The sequence below is a fragment of the Frisingicoccus sp. genome, from assembly GCA_016298055.1.
GTDB lineage: Bacteria > Bacillota > Clostridia > Lachnospirales > Lachnospiraceae > Frisingicoccus.
In genome coordinates this window covers 58757-78201 of the sequence record JAEDDO010000001.1, presented here as the reverse complement: position 1 = coordinate 78201, position 19445 = coordinate 58757, and the positions used below count along the sequence as shown (strand labels likewise).

Genomic DNA, 19445 nt, shown 5'->3' with positions numbered 1-19445 from the left:
TTATACAATAAACAGATGCCGCACTGATCAATACAATTCGTTCTACGAAATTTTTCAGTTCACGGACATTCCCCGGCCACGAATAATTTTTCAATATCTCCATAACTTCCGGAGAAAATGTCTTTTCTCTTCCGTATTTTTTACAGTACTTATTCAGGAAATACTGAATTAACGGTTCGATATCACTCGGTCTCTCTCGAAGCGGCGGAATGATCGCCGGAATAACATTCAATCGATAATATAAGTCTGCCCGAAAAGTCTTTTTCTTAATGCACTCACTAAGATCTTCATTCGTCGCAGCAATCAGTCTGAAATCGATACGCTTTGGCCGATCTGAGCCGATACGCTGTACCATTTTTGTCTCGATGGTTCTTAATATTTTGCCCTGAAGCGCTAACGGCAAGGAATTAATTTCATCCAAAAACAATGTTGACTCATGGGCCGTTTCAATCAGTCCTTTTTTACCGCTGCCAAGCGCACCGGTAAATGCCCCCTTCTCATAACCAAACAGTTCTGATTCCAATAATGTTTCCGGAAAGGCCGCACAGTTGATCCGCACCATTTCCTTTCCTTTACGTTCACTCATTTCATGAATATATTCTGCCAGAACTTCTTTACCTGTCCCTGATTCACCCTGAATTAAAATATTGGCATCCGTGGAAGCCACATTATTCATAATACGCACCAGTTCCGACATCTGGGGACTATTATAAACCATCAGTTTATTATCATCCGGTCGTTTATCCTGAATGACTTTTACTGCCTGATATGTGTTCAGTGCATCATAATAGTAGCCGATCAGTTCTTCCATATCCCTCATAACGCCAATGATATATTGAATATCGCCTTTGTCATTTAAAATCGGCATCTGGGATACCATCTGCATCTGTTCTTTTCCATGGCTGTTAAAAATTTTCTGACACATAACAACTTCTTTTTTATGCTCAAATACATTTCGGCAAATGACATAATCAATCAATCCATCGTTGTACATATCAAATACATTATATCGAAGCAGTTCATCTCTCGGGATATCAAACTTTTTGATCATGGCATAATTGACATAGATCATATTTCCCTTATTGTCCAGAACATAGACAGCATCCGGCATATTATCAAACACATCTTCATAAAATTCATATTTTTCTTCGATCGTGGATACCTTTTCCATCCAAATTCCCCTTATCCTTTACTGCTGCTTTAACACATTACACAGCAACTTTAAGTCCTAAACAGCACGATACACTCCTTTTAAGGAAAAGGAGTGTATCTAAATGATAATTGAATCTGACTTTTAAAAATCAATATCAAATTACAGAATACCAATCATAGCCATAATGATACATACGATAACAGCTACTGTTGGGAATACACAACAGTTCATACCGATATCGATGTAAGAATCCTTATGTGTCAGACCACAAACAGATAACAATGTGATAACAGCACCGTTATGTGGAAGTGTATCAAGACCACCGGATGCAACAGATGCGATTCTGTGAAGAGCTTCTGGTGTAAGGTTTGGATCGCTTGCTGCTAATTCCATATATTTCGGTCCTAATGCTTCAAGAGCAATACCCATACCACCGGAAGCGGAACCTGTAGCACCTGCCAGACAGGATACTGCGATTGCTTCGGAAATAAGAGGTGTTCCAGGAACATTAAGAAGCATTGCTGTCAATGTAGCAAAACCAGGAACGGCTTTAACTACACCACCGAAACCGTTGGCTGCACCGGTATTACCGATAGACATAAGACCACCGGATGCACCGTCTGTAAGAGCCTTCGGGAATTCTTTGGCATGTTTAAAGTTCAGTACCATAGCCAGTACAACACCACATAAGAGAGCACCAACTAATGGGAATTTCAAAATGTTCATTGTGATCGGTACAGAAATCAGAGGAATCAAAGAAACGATTGGATTTGGAAGTTCTTTGTCTTCGGAAACTGCAAGATTTGATGGTTCAACAAAGTGTAAACCTTCAGCTTTAAGTTTCTTTTCTCTCATCTTCATCCAGATCATACCGAGAAGGAACATAACCAATGCTGCAACAATACCCATAACAGGAGCTGCCATAGCAGTTGTTCCATAGTAACCTGTAGGAATGATGTTCTGGATCTGAGGTGTACCAGGGATAGCTGTCATAGTAAATGTGAAAGCACCCAGAGAAATAGCACCCGGAATCAGTTTGTTCGGAATATCAGCTTCTCTGTAAAGAGCAACTGCTAAAGGATAAATAGCAAATACTACTACGAACAGAGAGATACCGCCGTATGTTAAAACACCGCAGGCAACAACTACAGCTAAGATAGCCTGTTTTGCACCGATTAACTGTGTAAGCCAGAGACCTACAGATTTAGCAGCACCTGTAAGCTCCATAACTTTACCAAAGATAGCACCGAGCATGAATGCCGGGAACCATGATTTAATGAAACCGGACATTGCTGTCATATAGTTTTCTGTATACATGGTCAGAACGTTGATCGTAGGATCTTCGAACATACCGAAAAGTGCAACAACTGCTGCACAGACTGGAGCAACCCAGAGAATTGACTGTCCTTTAAATGCCAGGAAAATCAGTAAAGCCAATCCAAAGATAATACCAAATAAACTCATAAATTTTCCTCCCTCGCTAAATAGTTAGGAACTATTTCGCCTTAGCAAGAATTTCATCCTTAATGCCCATCGGAGCATCAATAAAAATTCTAGGGTCCATAGTTTTCAGGTTTTCTGATACTAATGGTGTAAATTCCATCTGATCAAGAACCTGAGTCTGAAGATCGATACCAGGAGCGATCTCTGTTACAGTAAGACCATCTTCTAATAATTCAATAACAGCTCTCTCTGTAACAAACTTAACATTCATTTTCTTTCTGCGAGCATATTCTCCTGAGAAAGTAACCTGTTCAACAGCAGATACGAATTTCTTCTTCTTACCTTCCTGTACGATTACTAACTTACCGTCTTCAACTTTTGTTTTAAGTCCGCCAGCTGTGAATGTTCCACAGAAAATACAGTTCATTGTATTCTGGGAAATATTGATAAAGCCACCGCAGCCGGCAACATTTGTACCAAACTTACTTACGTTAATGTTACCATTAGCATCACATTCTGCAAGTCCGAGATATGTAACATCAAGTCCGCCGCCATCATAGAAGTCGAACTGACTGATCTCCGGTAATTCGCCCCAGCCGTTAACACCTGCACCAAAGGAGCCACCGCCGCTTGGAATACCACCGATCATACCGGATTCTGTTGTCAGGATCAACTGATCTGAGAATCCTTCTTCACCTGCAACTGTTGCAACTTTTTCTGGGATACCAACACCAAGATTAACAACAGCGTTTGGAACAAGTTCCATAGCACATCTTCTACCAATAAATTTCTTAGTACCAAATGGCTCTGGAGCGACAGCATCTGTTGGAACTTTGTAAGCACCGGATAATGTGGAATTTACAAAGTAATCCGCACACTGTCTGTGTGTTTCTTCCGGATCATCCGGAACAACAATTGCATCTACGAAAATACCAGGTACTGCTACCTGACGAGATGGAATTGTATCAGCAGCTACAATATGTTTTGCCTGAACGATAACTTTACCGCCGCATCCTTTAGCTGCCATAGCTGCGGATAAAATGTCCAATGGAAGAATTTCATCTTCAATTGTACAGTTACCATTTGTATCCGCTGTAGTTACACGAATTAACGCAATATTTGCCTTTGGAAGGATATAGTATAACTGTTCTTCGCCTTCAACTTCGATGACTTTTACAATATCTTCTGTTGTACGGCTGTTCAGTTTTCCGCCCTGTAAACGAGGATCAACAAAAGTTTCAAGACCAACATTGGTAATGTAACCTTTACGGCCCTGTCCCATAGCACGATACATCTCAATGATTACACCCTGTGGAAGATTGTAGGCTTCTACCTGATTATTATTGATCATCTCAATAACTTTCGGAGAGAATCCAAAATGACCTCCAATCCACCGTTTAACAAGCCCTTCCTTTGCCCAGCGTTCCTGCTGGCCGCCTTTCTTATTACCCTGACCGGCACCATACATAATGGTCAGGTTGTTCGGCATGCCTGTTGCATCAAAAGACTCTCCAACTGCTTTCATGATTGCATCAGGTGTCCCTGCTGTTAAGAAGCCGCTGGTGATAACAACATCATTTGGTTGGATCATAGCAACTGCCTGTTCCATTGTAACTACTTTACTCATATCAAAAACCTCCCCCTATCATACGTCAGCAAATTGCTTCCATATGTATTTTTCAATCTCAACAACAATACAATTACTTGCCGGAAAACGCACCACTGAATTCCAGCTGTTTTTATTTATCATCAATCGTATCCGGGAGTCCCTAATCCCCCGGATACGATGTATGAACTATGGTCCTATTATAACACTATTTATCTAATTTTTTCAATGCTTCTGTTAATTTTGGAATAATAACCTTGCAATCTCCGACGATTCCGACATCTGCAATTTCAAAAATAGGAGCTGTATTATTTTTGTTAATAGCAATGATTAATTCAGAATCTTCCATACCTGCAGCATGCTGAATCGCACCGGAAATACCAGCTGCAATATAAAGATTTGGTCTTACTGTCTTACCTGTCTGTCCAACCTGACGGTCTCTGTCGATCCATCCGGCATCAACACATGCTCTGGAGGAGGAAATCTCACCACCAAGTTCTTCTGCCAGATCTTTCAACATATCAAAACCTTCCGGTCCGCCGATTCCACGACCGCCGGATACAAGAATCTTAGCTTCTGTGATATCCACAGATTTCTTTGTATCTTTGACAACTTCACGGATTTTAATATTCATATCCGCTTCGCTTACACCTGCGTCAAACACTTCCACTGTTCCGGATTTGGAATCATCTGCTTCAAGTGCCTGCATAACACCAGGTCTTACTGTAGCCATCTGAGGACGGTAATCCGGACAAACAATTGTTGCCATAATGTTTCCGCCGAATGCCGGACGTGTCATTAAAAGACCTTTTGTCTCAGGATCAATTTCAAGTCTTGTACAGTCCGCTGTTAAACCGGTATGAACTCTGGCAGAAATACGAGGTGCCAGATCACGTCCGATCGCCGTTGCACCATAAATAACGATTTCCGGTTCTTTTGCTTTAATAACAGCTGTAAGAGCTTTTGCATAAGGTTCTGTAGAGTATTCTCCCAAAACAGGAGCATCAACAACAATGACCTGATCTGCACCGTGTTTGAACAATTCAGCGGCAGCAGCCTGGATACCATCGCCTAAAACAACAGCAACAACTTCCTGACCTAAATCTGTAGCCAGTTCTTTCGCTTTACCAATTAATTCATAAGCAACTTTCTGGATAACTCCATCTCTCTGCTCTGCAAAAACATATACATTTTTACTCATTGTTTCACCTGCTCCCTAACTAAATGATATATTTTTCTTTTAACTTGTTAATAATAATATCGACAGCTTCATCCGCAGATACTTCTGTATGAAGAACACCTGCTGCTTTAACAGGTTTTGTGAAGGACTTCTTAACCTGTGTAGGTGAACCTTTAAGACCTAAGTTGGATGGATCTACGCAATCCTTAATATCTTCAAAGCCCCATACTTTGACTTCTTTTTCTCTGTATGCATCGAAGATACCTCCAACACTCATATAACGAGGTTCTATTTCTTCACCGAGAGTTGTGATCAACAATGGCGTTTTTGCTTCAATAACATGGTAACGGTCTTCAAAATTTCTCTGAATAACCAGTGTATCATCACCTTCCAGATCAACACTTGCCGCATAGCTGACATGAGGTATTCCCAAATGTTCTGCAATCTGAGGACCAACCTGAGCTGTATCACCGTCAATAGCCTGACGTCCTGCGATGATCAGATCATAATCCAATTTCTTAATAGCACCGGCAATTGTGGAAGATGTAGCCCAGGTATCTGCACCGCCAAATACTCTGTCAGATACGAGAACCGCATCATCTGCACCCATAGCAAGTGCTTCTCTTAAAGCAACATCAGCCTGCATAGGTCCCATAGAAACTACGGTCACTTTAGCACCAGTTTTTTCTTTAAGCTGAAGTGCAACTTCAAGAGCAGCTTTATCGTCCGGGTTGATAATACTTGGAACACCATCTCTGATCAATGTTCCTGTAACCGGATCAAGTTTAACTTCCGTTGTATCCGGAACCTGTTTGATACATACTACAATATTTTTCATATCCCTAGTCTCCTCTCCCTAATACTAATGCAACATTGCTCCAGAGATAACCATTCTCTGAACTTCAGAAGTACCTTCATAAATTTCTGTGATCTTGGCATCTCTCATCATACGTTCAACCGGATAATCTCTTGTATAACCATAACCACCAAATAACTGTACAGCTTTTGTTGTTACTGCCATAGCTGTTTCTGCTGAGAACAGTTTTGCTGTTGCAGCATCAACAGAGTATGGAATGCCGGCACCTTTCTTCCATGCTGCTTTATAAACCAGATATTTTGCTGCTTCTGTCTTAGCAAACATATCTGCCAGCTGGAACTGTGTATTCTGGAACTGAGAAATCTTTCTTCCGAACTGTTTTCTTTCTTTTGTGTATTTTACTGCTTCATCAATTGCGCCTTCTGCAAGTCCAAGTGCCTGAGCAGCAATACCAATACGTCCTCCATCCAGAGTTTTCATAGCAAGACTAAATCCACGTCCTTCTTTTCCGAGAAGGTTTTCTTTTGGAACGATACAGTTTTCAAAAATCAATTCACATGTTGATGAACCGCGAATACCCATCTTTTTCTCATGAGGTCCTACTGAGAAGCCAGGGAAATCTTTTTCAACAATAAATGCTGAAATACCTTTTGTTCCTTTAGACTTGTCAGTCATGGCCATTACGATAAAGATATCTGCTGCCTCTGCATTTGTAATGAAGATTTTTGAGCCATTCAAAACATAATGATCGCCTTCAAGTACAGCTTTTGTCTGCTGCATGGAAGCATCTGTACCAGCTCCCGGCTCAGTAAGACCAAATGCACCAATCTTCTTACCACTTGCCAGATCCGGTAAATATTTCATTTTCTGTTCTTCTGTTCCGTTTTCAAGAATCGGTGTACAGCACAGAGATGTATGTGCTGACATAACAACAGCTGTGGTACCGCACACTTTAGCAATCTCTTCAACTGCCATAATGTATGTAAGGACGTCTGCGCCCTGTCCTCCATACTGTTTTGGAACCGGAATGCCCAACATACCATATCTGGCCATCTTCTTCATTGTCTCCCAAGGGAATCTTTCTTCCTCATCAATCTCCTGAGCTAATGGTTTTACTTCTTTCTCTGCAAAACTTCTATATAACTGTTGTGCCAGAAGATGCTCTTTCGATAAACCAAACTCCATAATACTTCCTCCTTAAACTTATATTTTCTTTTGTTATATATAATCAGCAATTTACGTGCCAACTTTTACCATCCGTAAAACCCTTGAAACCCAATACTTTTTGTTGTTTTTTTCACAATTAGTATATGCAGTATTGCATTTTAATGCATTTCGGCAATTTGCAATTTTGAAATATTTTGCATGTAAATCATAATCTATTTGACAAAATTGTTATGCTTTTTCGATATTATGATACATTTCAGATAACTTAGATATTATTTTCTTCTTTTTCCTTTTTGAACTATGCATTTTTAACATAAATTTTGCTATAAAATTATCAACACATAACATTATCTTTACATAATTTCTCTCAAAAAAACACAGTCGCTGAAGTTCGACGGTTCTTTTTATAAACCAAATCAAAAACTCCAGCGACTGTATTTTTCAAAGGAAAACCGATAAAAATTTACTTTTTCGCCTCATCATATTCTTTTTTCACAATTTTAACAGGAAGATTTCTCATATACTTTTTCAGCACCTGAGAATTGACCATATAACCCTGGATCTCAAAAAGCTGCTTTCCGGAACGATTATACACTTTTAATTCCTCACATCTCGGTGACTGTATAATCTCCATCTTTCCGATAAGACGTGCCTCAAAAGTCTGTGCCTGTCCTTTTAATGGCTGATAAATCAGTGTTTTTCCATCAACGATCAGATATCGTCTGTTATAAACATATGCAGTAACTCCCGAAGCAATGAGACATGCCGCAGCCAGAACATAAGCAATAACAATCTGCCCTTCAGTAGTGTTTGTCAAAGCCAGCCATATAAAAATTGCTGCTGACAAAATACCAAACACAGAAATCACAAGCCAGAACTTGCTTTCTTTAACTTTAAACTTTTCTTCGCTGTCCGCTGTCGTAGCCCCCGGCTTTTTCATCATGTTGAACACGATCACTGCCATAATTACCGCAAGAATGGGAATTGCAGCTGACTGAACCGTGATAATGATCCGATTCATCATATCCATATAAAATCCTCCTTAGTTCATCACATTTGCCATTAAATCCTCCGGTGTGATGTCATTTTTCAGAAGGCCTGCATCTTTCAGCCAATCAATGTTTTCCTGCCATATAGATGCATCCTGCATAAAGAATGCAACTTCCTCTCCCGACATTACAGGTAAAAGAATTTCCATACTGCGCATTTCTACATCTTTATCCAACGGAAAGTTCTCTTCGTTCTGATTAGCAAGCAGAATATCCAGCACTTCTTCCGGATTCGCCTTCATATCATCAAATCCTTTAGCAGAAGCTCTCATAAATGCTGCTAAAGTATCCGAGTTGTTGTTAATCATATCATCACTTGAAACAAAAATCAACTCATATCCTTCCGGAACACCATATTCATATGGATAAAAATAATTTACTTCAAATCCTTCTTTTTCAAGCTGAGGCACTTCATGATTCACCATGCATCCGATCGTTGCATCCACCTGACCGGTTGTCATAGCTGACATAAGATCAAATCCAACATCAACCATAGTTACAGAATCCGAAGCAACACCAACATTTTCCATCATGGTACGGATCAATTGTTCACTTAATTCGGTTCCTGAATATCCAATTGTTTTACCCACAAGATCTTTTGGGCTGTTAATATTTTTTTCTTTTAACGAAAGAACAATATTTAATCCGGACTGAGTCAGTGCGCCGATGGAACGTACCGGAACATCCTGATTTGCTCTTGCCATAATGACATCCTGTGGATAATAAATACCTACTTCAGCTTTTCCTGCAGCTGTGAGAGACATGGCATCATTTGTATTTGAAGGAAACTGTACATTAACTTTAAGCCCCTCTTCTTCATAATAACCTTTCTCAATTGCATCATAAATAAATCCATGAACGGCATTCGGATACCAGTCTAACACAACATTGATCTCTTTTAAATCTTTGCTGTCATCTGCAGCAGATTCAGCCGTCTCTGCTTTACTCTCAGATACTGTTTCCTTTTTCTCAGTCTTTCCGCAGGCAACGCATGCCACAACCATAGCTGCACACATAAAACCGGCAATAAATTTTTTCATAATTCATTCCTCCATTTAATACATATTTTTTCCAATAATCCTATAATGCTGACTAGAATCATGGCAACAGCTGATAATAGTATGATTGGAGCAAACACACCCGCCCCATCAAGCTGTGTCATCATTCTTCTGCTGAAATACCCCAGACCGCTCTGTGCTCCAAGCCACTCACCAATCGCCGCTCCGATCACACTCAACGGTATTGCCATTTTTATCGCTGAAAAGAAATAGGGCAATGCCGTTGGCAGCTTTAACTTCCAGAATATCTCTTTCTTTCCTGCACCATAGGTTATTAACAATTCTTCCATTTCCCGTTTTACTGATTTAAACCCGTCAAAAACAGTGATCGTAATCGGAAAAAATGTCATCAGGATCGTAACAACAATCTTACTCCATATTCCATATCCAAACCATACGATAAATAAAGGAGCAATCGCTGTTGTCGGTATTGTCTGTGACGCAATAACAATCGGATAAAGAGCCTGTTCAACCACAGGGCTCATATCCATCACAATAGCCAGACTGATGCCTAATACAACGGAAATAGCCAGACCAATCATCGTCACACTCATTGTCGCCGGCAGATGCACCGTAAACAACGGTTCTCTTAATTCCCAGAGACGTTTAATTATCCCAACAGGTGTGGGAAGAATGTATGCTGCATTCATTCTTCCGGCGGCAAACTGCCAGATCAATAATAACGCTGCAATAAAGAGCAGAGAGGGCAAATACTTTTTCATGATTTCAGCCCTCCTTTTCTCAACTGCATCGTCAATTCCATTTTTAATTTTTCTATATCCGGTCTGCCGAGAAACTCTCGATTTCTTGGATATCCTTCCGGCACATCAACAATCGTCAGCTCATGCATCGGTGTTTCCGTGATAATATATATTTTTTTTGACAAAAACAGGGCTTCTTCAACATCATGCGTAATAAAAAGGATCGTTTTATGATAGTGATACCACTGATCGAGCAGCCACTCCTGCATATCCATTCGCGTTAAAGCATCCAACGCACTGAAAGGCTCATCCAGAAGCATTAATTCTGCGTTTGTCAAAAGTGTTCTTGCAAAAGAAATTCTCTGCCGCATACCACCGGATAAATCCTTAGGATACTTATCCTTGTATGCCTCAAGACCAACCTGAACCAACACTTCATCAACGCGACGTTTCTGTTCTGCTTTTCCCACTTTTTGAATTTCCATAGGAAGACAGAGATTCTGTTCAATCGTCCTCCAGGGAAAAAGAAGATCTTTCTGAGGCATATACCCGGCATAACTTTTAATCGTATGAATCTCTTTTCCATCCACATACACTTCCCCGGACTTTGGTTCAAGTAAACGATTAATCAATCGAAAAATCGTGCTTTTTCCGCATCCACTGGCACCGATCAGAGAAACGAACTCGCCTCTCTCCACATGAAAGGAAAGATTCTCCATCATTGCATAGTCATCTTCAGGGTATTGAAAAGTTACATTTTTAAATGCGAGCATACTTACATCTCCATATTCCATGCCATATCCCAAAACATTGCTTCATACCGACTGCAATTTATGAAAATTTCTTTTAATTCTTCTCTGCGTTTTTTTCCGGTGCTTTCACCAAGAATATTGACAAGATAAAGAAGTTCATCATTCATATCATTGTATTCTCTGGATGTATACCCTTTTACCCATTCTCCGTAAAACGGATGATCTACAGACTCAGGATATTTTTTCTTTAATCTGTCGCCTATCTCTGCATAACTCCATGCGCATGACAGAATGGCAACAAGAATATCCAGTTCATCCCCACGGAAACCCACATCCAACATATAACTTGTATAAGATGCATTCGTCAGACTTTTTTTAGCTCTTGCCACATCCTCATCTGTAATTCCCAGTCTCTCCATATATCCGGAATGAATATCCATCTCTCCGCCCAGGGTATCTTCCACAAAAGCAGCAAATCTTCGAATCATCGATGGTTCGCTTGCCTTCACCACTCCCAATGCAAATACTTTTGCATAATCATACAGATATAAATAATCCTGAAGCATATAAAATCTGAATTTTTCAATCGGAAGACTACCGTCTCCAATGCCGTTTACAAAAGGATGTTCATGATAACCCGCCCAAATATCCTTTGCACTCTCATACAATTCTTCTGTTAATGTCATATTCATTCTCCTCCATCAAAACAAAAAGAGCCTTCCAAAGGAAAGCTCAAATTCATCGTATTCACTGCTTCCCTACGTCGGTATTACCCGCCTCAAGTTCAAAGGGTCAAGTCTAAGACTTTCTCAGCTTTCGCTCCCCTAGCATATTTCTCATTATAACACGATTCTTTTATTTGTAAAGTTTATTCTCTGATAAAATGTCCGGAACGACCGCCATTTTTCTCAATCAAACATATATTTTCAATACACATACCACGATCTATAGCCTTACACATGTCATAAACTGTCAGTAGTGCTGCGCTTACACCATTTAAGGCCTCCATTTCAACACCCGTTTTTCCTGTTGTACGAACAGTTACATAGACACCGATTCCATCTTCATATGTATCAAACCGGACATCCGCCCCCGTCAAAAAGAGAGGATGACACATAGGAATCGTCTCAAACGTTCTTTTTGCCGCCATTATAGCCGCCACTTGTGCCACACCAAGCACATCACCTTTTTTTATATCCTGATTTTTAATTTTTTCCAGTGTTTCCTGCTTCATGCAGATTTTCCCATAAGCCACTGCCATTCTCTGTGTATCATTTTTTTCAGAGACATCGACCATCTTTGCCCGTCCCTGATCATTTATATGTGTCAAGTCCATAATACAATCTCCGATAAATATAATTTTATTTAGCAAACACGCCACACCGTCGAAATACACACCCTTCCGGAGGTTGGCTCGGAACGGTTGCATTCATTCATAAAAAGCCCAAACGCAAAACGTTTGGGCTTTCCTTATGAAAAAGAATTATTCAGATTTCATTTTCTTAACTTCTTCAATCATAATCTGTAATGCATCAATACAGTTACCAACAATACCGATGTTAGCTACTTCAAAAATTGGAGCATCTTCATCTTTATTGACAGCTACGATGAAGTCAGAACCTGTAATACCGGAAACATGCTGTGCAGCACCGGAAATACCAAATGCAATATATAATTTTGGAGCAACAATCTTACCGGACTGTCCAACCTGATGTGCACGGGAAATCCAACCTTCTTCGATAACCGGACGTGTAGCACCTACAACACCGCCAAGAAGACCAGCAAGTTCTTTAACAAGTTCATAATTTTCAGGGCTTCCTACACCTCTACCACCAGCAACGATGATTTCTGCTTCTTCAAGGTTAACGCTTTCAGAGATTTCCTGTACGCTGTTAACGATTTTTGCTCTTAAATCAGCAGCTTCAACTGTTTCTGCTGTGATAGCACCTGTTTTAGCTGTATCTGGTTCATCAGCTTTTTTGAACGCACCACCACGGATGATAGCGATTGCAACATCACCATCAACTGTAGAATCAGAATAGATGCATCCGCCGTAAAGTGGAGCTGTAAGAACAACCTTACCATCAGCTTCTTTAATAGCGATAACATCTGTTACACAACCAGCTTTTAATGTAGCAGCAAGTCTAGCACCTAAATCTTTTCCGTTTGGTGTACCACCAACGAATACCATTTCTGGAGCATATTTTTTAACTAATGCTGCCATAATTCCAGCATATGCTTCTGTATTGTATTCAGCAGCATCAACTGTGATTGCTTCGTCAGCACCGTAAGCAATTGTTGTAGCTGCAGCATCAGCAGCTCCAATAACAACAGCAGTTACTTTTTCAGCAACTTCTTTAGCAGCTGTAAGCATTTCAAGGCCCACATTGACTGGCTTGCCTTCTGCTGTTTCAACATATACCATTACATTCTTGCAACCCATGACATTTCCTCCTTTAGAATACTTTAGCTTCTTTCATCATTGCAATAGCTTTCGCCATAGAATCACCAATTGTTTCTTCCTGAATCTTAATACCAGCCTCTTTCTTTGGAGGTTCAGCATTAGCGACAACGGATACAGCTGCTGCTGCAACGCCGCCAACTTCTAATTCACCAATCGGGATCTTTCTAGCTGCCATTTTGCTCTTGATAGTTGGGTATCTTGGATCATATGCAGGTTTTGTAACAGTTACTACACATGGAGTTGCAGCTTCAACAACATTGTATCCTTCTTCTGTTTCCTGTTTAGCACTGATACCGCCATCGATTGCTTCGATATCAACAAGGTTAGGAATTACAGGAACATCCAGATTTGCTGCTAACATTGTACCAACCTGTCCGGATGCACAGTCTGTTGTTTCTTTACCACAGAAGATAAGATCGAATTTAACGCCCTGAGCTTCTTCGATTTTTGCTACAGCTTTTGCTAAAGCGTCTGCTGTGCTGATTGTATCTGTAACTTCATCTTTAACGATGAAACCATTGCTTGCACCAACTGCAAGACATGTTTTGATAGCATCTTTTGCTTTATCAGGACCTACACAAACAACAGTAATTGTTCCACCTACAGCTTCTTTTAAACGTGTAGCCATTTCAAGAGCGTATGTATCAAAAGCGTTTACAATAGGTGTAATATTGCTGAGGTCAGGAGCGCCTGTAGCTGGATTCATTTTTACATTAACAGAATCGTCTGGCACCTGTTTAATACAAACTAATATTTCCATTTTTGTTGTACTCTCCTTTTTCATAATAACACAACTGGTGTGTAGATTTAGATCCTGCACACCAGTCGTATGAAAATTTTTAATTATTCTGCAACGAATTAAATTGCACAGGGAAATTTAAATTAATTTCCAATATTTACAAAGGTATTATGTAAATTATTTAGCACCCATCCATCCGGAGATAACCATTCTCTGAACTTCAGATGTTCCTTCGTAAATTTCTGTGATCTTCGCATCACGCATATGACGTTCGAATGGATAGTCACGGGAATATCCATATCCACCAGCCAGCTGTACACAACGACGTGTAACGTCAGAAGCTGTTTCAGCAGCAACAAGTTTAGCCATAGCTGCTAAGTGGCTGTATGGTTCGCCATCCTGTTTAGCCTGAGCTGCACGGTAAAGAAGAAGACGAGCTGCGTCAACTTTTGCCTGCATATCAGCTAACTGGAACTGTGTATTCTGGAATTTCCAGATTGGTTTACCAAACTGAACACGTTCTTTAACGTATGCTAAAGCATCGTTAATAGCACCCTGTGCGATACCAACAGCCTGAGCTGCAACACCAACACGTCCGCCATCAAGTGTTGTCATAGCGATCTTGAAGCCTTTTCCAAGTTCACCTAAAAGGTTTTCTTTTGGAAGTTTGCAATCGTTGAAGATTAATTCACTTGTGGAAGAACCACGGATACCCATTTTCTTTTCATGTCCAGTTACATCAAATCCTGGTGTTCCTTTTTCAATGATGAAAGCAGAGATACCTTTTGTTCCAGCTTCTTTGTCTGTTAAAGCAAAGATAACGAAGATATCTGCATAATGAGCGTTTGTGATAAAGATTTTAGAACCGTTGAGTAACCAGTGGTCACCTTTGTCAACAGCTACAGTTTTCTGCATAGCAGCATCTGTTCCTGCACTTGGCTCTGTAAGTGCGAAAGCACCTAATTTTTCACCGGAGCAAAGTGGAGCAAGATATTTCTGTTTCTGTTCTTCTGTACCATATGCAAAGATTGGCCATGCACAAAGGGATTCAGAAGCCATAACCATGATGGATGTTGTTGCACAGTACTCAGCTAATTTTTCACATACACCAATGTATGTCATGTAGCTAAGACCTGAACCATTGTATTCTTCTGGGAAATAAATACCCATCATACCCATTTCAGCAAGCTGTTCACGTGCTTCGATTGGGAAACGTTCCTCTTCATCGACTTCCTGAGCTCTTGGTCCTACTTCTTTAGCTGCAAAATCCTCTAACATATTGAGGATTTCCTGTTCTTCTTCATTGAAATGAAAATTCATTTCCTAAGCCCTCCTTTAAAAATTAATAAATAAAAAGTAATGTTAAATGATTTATAAATAAAATTTTATAAATTACAGTTTGTAGCAAACTTTACCTGGGTTCATGATTAACTTAGGGTCAAATACTTTCTTGATTCCAAGCATAAGATCCATATTTGTAGCACCTTCTGCCTGAGCAAGATAATCAAGTTTACCAGAACCGATTGCATGTTCACCAGATACTAAACCGCCAACGCGTGATGCTTCCGGATAAATTTCATCAAAGAATGCATCTGCTTTTTCTTTGAATTCAGCAACGCTGATCTGATCATCACCGATAACGTAGATATGAAGGTTACCATCACCTGCGTGACCGAAACTTTCAACCTGAAGTCCCATTCTCTCGCCAACGCCGTATACATATTCAACATATGGTGCGATCTGGTCAAGAGGAACAACAACGTCACATTCATCAAGAAGTTCAAGACCATCTTTCCAGTGTGTTTCAGCTTTGATAGCTTCAAGGAAGGAGCTTCTTGCTGCCCAAACATCTTTGATCTTAGGTGGTGTATCTGCAACGATAACGTCGATAGCGCCGTTTTCAAGAGCGATTTCGGAAGCTTCTTCCATAATCACTTCAAGTTCATCCATATCTTTACCATCAAATGTTACAAGGAGGTATGCACCAGCTTCAACACCGTCAAGTACCTTTGGATATACAGCTTTACCAACATATTTTTCGGATTTTTCAACAATTGCTCTTTCCATGAATTCCAGAGCCTGTGGATCAAGATGATTTTTCTTGAACAGAGGTACTGTGGAAATACAGGAAGCCAGATCTTCGAAAGGCATTACTAAACTGATAACTTCCTTCGGAGCTGGAATAATTTTTAATGTTAATTCTGTGATGATACCAAGAGTACCTTCAGAACCAACCATAAGGTTAACAAGAGAGTAACCTGAAGATGTTTTAGAAACAGTGCTTCCGAATTTAACGATTTCACCGTTTGGTAAAACAACTGTCATAGCACGTACATAATCTCTTGTAGCGCCATATTTACAAGCTCTCATACCACCAGCATTTGTGGAAACATTACCACCAACTGTAGCAAATTTTTCACCTGGATCTGGTGGATACATAAGGCCGCGGCTTACGCAGTCTTCTGCGAGATCGTTTAAAAGAACACCTGGCTGGATTTTAACAACGAAGTTGTTTAAATCGTACTCAAGGATTTTATTCATTTTTGTTGTATTGATAACGATACCTCCGGCAATCGGAACACTGGCACCAACAAGACCAGTTCCAGCACCTCTAGGTGTTACTGGAATAGCGTTTTCGTAACAAATCTTCATTACAGCTGAGATTTCTTCTGTAGTCATAGCATCAACAACTGCTTCTGGTACAGCTTTACCATAAATAGACATTTCGTCATGTGTAAAATCGTCGTTGATTTCCTCTCCTACATAAACCCGTCCTGGTGCAATTTCTTTAAATTTCTCCACGATTTCCGGAGTTACTTTTCCGTATGCACTCATTTCAACATTCCTCCTTAATCCTTTAATAAGAACCCTTTGCTTTATATATTTTTTATTGCACACTATGTACACAATAACCATAAAAAACAGATAAAATGGCCCAAATGGTCCTACCTTTCATATATTACCATCATAAGATATAGATGGTCATTTGTCAAGTAATTTTTACTGTTTAACTCAGCTCTATACCCTGCTTTTTTATAAGCATTGCACAGTTACGCTTTTTATTCTCAAAAAATCTTTTGTTCTTTCGCACAAAGTCTTTGTCTTTTTTTTGTCAATATTGGCAAAACTCTTCACTGACAATATTTGTTAATAACTGGATTTACATTTTCTTCCGCAGAAAACAATCAGCTGTCCAGATAGTTGTAAATATATACAAAATGACGGTTCAATGCCTCCTGCCCAAGATGAATATCCTTATTTCGAACAGCTCGAATCAAATCTTTATGCGTCTGCATAAGACCTTCTCTATTCTCTTCATCCTTCAAAATACGCACACGCATATCTTTAACATACTGATCCATCACCTGTGTTAATGCCAAAAAATTAACAATAAGATAATTATTATGGGATGATTCCACCAACAAATAGTGTATACGTTTATCATGTTTTGATCGAAGATTTTCTTCCTGCAATGACTCAAGCATACTCATATGATATTCCATCTCTGCAATCTGCTCTTCTGTTGCATGATGAACAGCCAGAGACAAAGCCTGATATTCCAGCGCATAACGGAATTCGCCGATTTCACGATAGGTTGTTCCCTCGACGGCAAACATCAACGTCATGACACGAATCAGTGTATTTTCAAAATCTCCATTAATATAATTGCCTGATCCCTGCTGGCAGGACAAAGCCCCCATCTGCTCCAATATCCGTATTCCTTCTCTGACAGATGTCCGGCTTACATTCAACTGCTGTGCCATTTCACGTTCTGAAGGCAGTTTATCTCCAAGGTTGTAGACCCCGTCCATAATCTGCTTCTGAACGTAGTCTACAACTTTTTCATAGGATTTCTCCACACATATCATTCCTGTTCTTTAATATGCTTTACCCCAGTATACCATTGTCTTTGCAGTTTTACCGCAGCATACACATGTATCAGACAAATGCTCCTGTTTAAAAGGCATGCACCGGGATGTTGCTCCTGTTTCTTCTTTTATCATATTTTCACATGCCTCATCGCCGCACCACATTGCTTTGACAAAGCCTGGTTTATTTTCAACAATATCTTTAAATTCAGCAAAGTCATGTGCTTCATAAGTATGAGCATCACGATGCGCTCTTGCTCTTTCAAGCATATCTTTCTGCATTGCATCCAGTGTCTCTTCCACTTTCTGTGTCAGTTCATCCAGAGCAACGATCTGTTTTTCACGTGTATCACGGCGTACGATCACCGCATGGCCGGCTTCAATATCCTTCGGACCGATCTCGACGCGCACAGGAATTCCTCTCATCTCCGCTTCAGAGAACTTCCATCCCGGACTCTTATCCGTATCATCCACTTTTACACGGAATCCTTTAAGCATATCTTTCATTTCATATGCCTTGTCGAGAACACCGGCTTTTTTCTGCTGGATAGGAATAATCATAACCTGTGTCGGTGCAATTCTCGGAGGAAGCACAAGACCGGAATCATCTCCATGAACCATGATGATCGCACCGATCAAACGTGTTGTCATACCCCAGGATGTCTGATGGACATATTCCAGCTTATTCTCTTTATTTGCATACTGTATTCCGAAGGCTTTTGCAAAACCGTCACCAAAATTATGGCTTGTTCCCGACTGGAGTGCCTTGCCGTCATGCATGAGTGCTTCAATTGTATATGTTGCTTCCGCACCGGCAAATTTTTCTTTATCTGTTTTTCTACCGCGGATAACCGGCATAGCAAGAACTTCTTCACAGAAATCCGCATACAGATTCAGCATCTGAATCGTTCTTTCTTCAGCTTCCTCTGCCGTAGCATGTGCCGTATGACCTTCCTGCCATAAAAATTCTCTTGAACGTAAAAACGGACGTGTTGTTTTCTCCCAGCGTACGACAGAACACCACTGATTATATAATTTCGGAAGATCTCTGTGGGACTGAATATCTCTCGCATAAAAATCGCAGAATAAAGTTTCGGACGTCGGACGCACGCACAATCTTTCCTGAAGCGGTTCAAGTCCGCCATGTGTTACCCATGCCACTTCCGGAGCAAAACCTTCAACATGATCTTTTTCCCGCTGTAATAAACTTTCAGGAATGAACAATGGCATATACACATTTTCAACGCCTGTCTCTTTAAAACGACGGTCCAGTTCTTTCTGGATATTTTCCCAGATCGCATAACCGGCCGGTTTGATCACCATGCAGCCTTTAACACTTGCATAATCTACAAGTTCTGCTTTTTTGACAACATCTGTATACCATTGTGCAAAATCTTCTTCCATCGAAGTAATTGCCTCAACTAATTTCTTTTCCTTCGCCATAATT

General features: G+C 40.2%; 18 protein-coding genes and 1 riboswitch. All 18 genes read right to left on the bottom strand.

Translation table 11 applies throughout. From position 1 onward, the window contains the following. The coding region (locus tag QZZ35_RS00345; protein WP_291235637.1) for a sigma-54 interaction domain-containing protein at positions 1–1171 on the bottom strand (1171 nt) is incomplete at its 3' end. A 141-nt stretch (positions 1172–1312) separates the two neighbouring features. Next, positions 1313–2617: a GntP family permease gene (locus QZZ35_RS00340; protein WP_291235636.1), complete on the bottom strand. Its 1305-nt coding sequence runs from the start codon at positions 2615–2617 to the stop codon at positions 1313–1315. A 31-nt stretch (positions 2618–2648) separates the two neighbouring features. Beyond that, positions 2649–4223, bottom strand: coding sequence for an acyl CoA:acetate/3-ketoacid CoA transferase (locus QZZ35_RS00335; protein WP_291235635.1), 1575 nt, complete (start codon positions 4221–4223; stop codon positions 2649–2651). A 187-nt stretch (positions 4224–4410) separates the two neighbouring features. After that, positions 4411–5403 carry an electron transfer flavoprotein subunit alpha/FixB family protein gene (locus tag QZZ35_RS00330; RefSeq protein WP_291235634.1) on the bottom strand — a complete coding sequence of 331 codons (993 nt, stop codon included), beginning with the start codon at positions 5401–5403 and terminating at the stop codon, positions 4411–4413. A 19-nt stretch (positions 5404–5422) separates the two neighbouring features. Beyond that, positions 5423–6220 (bottom strand): electron transfer flavoprotein subunit beta/FixA family protein, encoded by a 798-nt coding sequence (locus QZZ35_RS00325; RefSeq protein ID WP_291235633.1) that lies wholly within the window; start codon positions 6218–6220, stop codon positions 5423–5425. 24 nt (positions 6221–6244) lie between these two features. Beyond that, positions 6245–7384 (bottom strand): acyl-CoA dehydrogenase, encoded by a 1140-nt coding sequence (locus QZZ35_RS00320; RefSeq protein WP_291235632.1) that lies wholly within the window; start codon positions 7382–7384, stop codon positions 6245–6247. Positions 7385–7829: 445 nt separating this feature from the next. Next, positions 7830–8396 carry a hypothetical protein gene (locus QZZ35_RS00315; protein WP_291235631.1) on the bottom strand — a complete coding sequence of 189 codons (567 nt, stop codon included), beginning with the start codon at positions 8394–8396 and terminating at the stop codon, positions 7830–7832. Between the two features lie 12 nt (positions 8397–8408). Beyond that, entirely contained in the window at positions 8409–9455 is a 1047-nt protein-coding gene (locus QZZ35_RS00310; protein ID WP_291235630.1) for an ABC transporter substrate-binding protein, read from the bottom strand. Next, positions 9452–10195 (bottom strand): ABC transporter permease, encoded by a 744-nt coding sequence (locus QZZ35_RS00305; protein ID WP_291235629.1) that lies wholly within the window; start codon positions 10193–10195, stop codon positions 9452–9454. Before QZZ35_RS00305 ends, QZZ35_RS00310 begins: the two co-directional genes overlap by 4 nt. Next, positions 10192–10947 (bottom strand): ABC transporter ATP-binding protein, encoded by a 756-nt coding sequence (locus QZZ35_RS00300; RefSeq protein WP_291235628.1) that lies wholly within the window; start codon positions 10945–10947, stop codon positions 10192–10194. The genes QZZ35_RS00305 and QZZ35_RS00300 overlap by 4 nt, the downstream gene beginning before the upstream one ends. Positions 10948–10949: 2 nt before the next feature. Next, a complete protein-coding gene (gene tenA / locus QZZ35_RS00295) occupies positions 10950–11612 on the bottom strand; it encodes a thiaminase II (protein ID WP_291235627.1) in 663 nt (220 codons plus the stop codon). 52 nt (positions 11613–11664) lie between these two features. Beyond that, a riboswitch (TPP riboswitch) is annotated at positions 11665–11762 on the bottom strand. A 32-nt stretch (positions 11763–11794) separates the two neighbouring features. Then, positions 11795–12262, bottom strand: coding sequence for a cyclic pyranopterin monophosphate synthase MoaC (gene moaC, locus QZZ35_RS00290; protein ID WP_291235626.1), 468 nt, complete (start codon positions 12260–12262; stop codon positions 11795–11797). Between the two features lie 147 nt (positions 12263–12409). Beyond that, positions 12410–13369, bottom strand: a complete 960-nt coding sequence (locus QZZ35_RS00285; RefSeq protein WP_291233647.1) for an electron transfer flavoprotein subunit alpha/FixB family protein — start codon at positions 13367–13369, stop codon at positions 12410–12412. Between the two features lie 13 nt (positions 13370–13382). Continuing rightward, positions 13383–14150, bottom strand: coding sequence for an electron transfer flavoprotein subunit beta/FixA family protein (locus QZZ35_RS00280; RefSeq protein ID WP_291233646.1), 768 nt, complete (start codon positions 14148–14150; stop codon positions 13383–13385). A 156-nt stretch (positions 14151–14306) separates the two neighbouring features. After that, positions 14307–15449, bottom strand: coding sequence for an acyl-CoA dehydrogenase (locus QZZ35_RS00275; RefSeq protein ID WP_291233645.1), 1143 nt, complete (start codon positions 15447–15449; stop codon positions 14307–14309). Between the two features lie 72 nt (positions 15450–15521). Then, a complete protein-coding gene (locus tag QZZ35_RS00270) occupies positions 15522–16964 on the bottom strand; it encodes an FAD-binding oxidoreductase (RefSeq protein WP_291235625.1) in 1443 nt (480 codons plus the stop codon). 350 nt (positions 16965–17314) lie between these two features. Beyond that, positions 17315–17989 carry a FadR/GntR family transcriptional regulator gene (locus QZZ35_RS00265; RefSeq protein WP_291235624.1) on the bottom strand — a complete coding sequence of 225 codons (675 nt, stop codon included), beginning with the start codon at positions 17987–17989 and terminating at the stop codon, positions 17315–17317. A gap of 18 nt (positions 17990–18007) precedes the next feature. Further along, positions 18008–19441, bottom strand: a complete 1434-nt coding sequence (gene proS / locus QZZ35_RS00260; RefSeq protein WP_291235623.1) for a proline--tRNA ligase — start codon at positions 19439–19441, stop codon at positions 18008–18010. Positions 19442–19445 lie beyond the last annotated feature (4 nt).